Annotated in this window: 1 protein-coding gene and 1 pseudogene; both read right to left on the reverse strand. The window is 66.3% G+C overall.

All coding sequences use genetic code 11. The features are described 5' to 3' along the window. On the reverse strand, window positions 1-908 hold a 908-nt coding region (locus EN949_RS35130; RefSeq protein WP_245472584.1), incomplete at its 3' end, for an MATE family efflux transporter. Window positions 909-1,083: 175 nt separating this feature from the next. Further along, window positions 1,084-1,549: pseudogene (locus EN949_RS35135) on the reverse strand (hypothetical protein); the annotation flags it as partial.

A 1,549-nucleotide genomic window follows, 5' to 3' on the forward strand; every position in this document is an offset into this window, starting at 1 on the left:
GCGCCGATGGCGAGCGCCGGCATCTGGATGTAGGTCCACAGCTGGGCGGCGATGCCGTAGGCGGCGGCGACCTGTGAGCCGTAGGAATTGACGATGCCCATCACCGTCAGTGCCGCCGCCGAAATGACGATCATCTGCAGGCCCATCGGCACGCCCTTGAAGACGACGATGCGCAGCAAGGTGGGATCGGGCCGCAGCAGAGCGAGGTTGGCGCCGGCCAGCCGCAGCGGATGCTTGCGCACATAGAGCACGATCAGGATGGCGATCACGCTAACCGTCTGGCCGATCAGCGTGGACGTGGCGGAGCCCGCGATGCCGAGTTCGGGAAACGGTCCGATGCCGGCGATGAGCAATGGGTTGAGCACGATGTCGAGGACGACGGCCAGCGCCATGAAGAAGAAGGGGGTGCGTGAATCGCCGGCACCGCGCAGCACGGTCATGACGAAGGACAGAAGGTTCATCATCGGCACGGCGACGAAGATGATGCGCAGATAGGAGCGCGCCAGCGGCAAGGCGTCGGCCGGTGTGCCGAGCGTGTTGAGAATGGCGTCAACCCAGATCCAGCCGCAGACCGCGAAGACAACCGAGACGAGGAAGAAGAACGTCGCGCTGGTGCCGACAATGCGGCGCGCCTCGGGCAGGTCGCGGGCACCGACCGACTGGGCCACCAGGATGGTGGCCGCCATGCCGATGCCGAACACAGTGCCGAGGATCAGGAACAGGACGAGGTTGGCATTAGAGGTGGCGGTCAGCGCCGATTCGCCGAGAAAACGGCCGACCCAGACGGCGTTGATCGAGCCGTTGAGCGACTGCAGCACGTTGGAGCCGAGCACCGGCAGGGCGAACAGCAGAAGCGTGCGCGGGATCGGGCCGCTGGTCAGGTCGCCGGTGCGCCGGCGCGCGGGCATTTTTTCGTCCATGGCGGGCAACTCGGCGGATGGTGATTTGGATCCAGTCCACGATGATATCGCAGGCGGGACCGAGATGCACCCTTGCGAACGCGCGGCTGAAAGGCCGCTGCCCCGTTCATGCCTGCCGCGAGCCCAGCGGACGCGCCAAGCGCGCCCGCCCGTGCAGTGGCCGTTACTTCCCGGCGAGACCCGGCAGCGTGACCTGATAGACCAGGAACATGGTGTCGACATCGGCGCCGTCTTCCGCCTTGTAGGGTGCGCCGACCTGAAAACCGTCCTGGGCGAGGAAGTCGTTGTCGTTGGCGACGAACAGGAAGTAGTCGTCGGGCAGCTTCGGATCGAGAACGCTGACCACCGACATCGCCTCCCACTTCTCCGACAGGTTGTTCTTGTCGTTCGGCGCGCCATTGTGCAGGCCGAAGCGGCCGAGTTCGCCCTTGTCGTTGATGTCGATGAACGGCGTCAGCTTGGCCGGCATCACCGACGGGTCGAGCACGCCCTTGGGCGCCAGCGGCTTGTCGGCGGCATCGAAGGCGCCGCCGGCGATGTCGGTCGCGGCCGAGACGTCGACGACGAAGATCTGGCGCACCAGCGAGGTGTCGCCCTTCAGCCCCTGGCCGTTGCCGCTGTCGCGCGCC

It is taken from the genome of Mesorhizobium sp. M7A.F.Ca.US.007.01.2.1 (genome assembly GCF_003998165.1).
Taxonomy (GTDB): Bacteria; Pseudomonadota; Alphaproteobacteria; order Rhizobiales; family Rhizobiaceae; genus Mesorhizobium; species Mesorhizobium ciceri.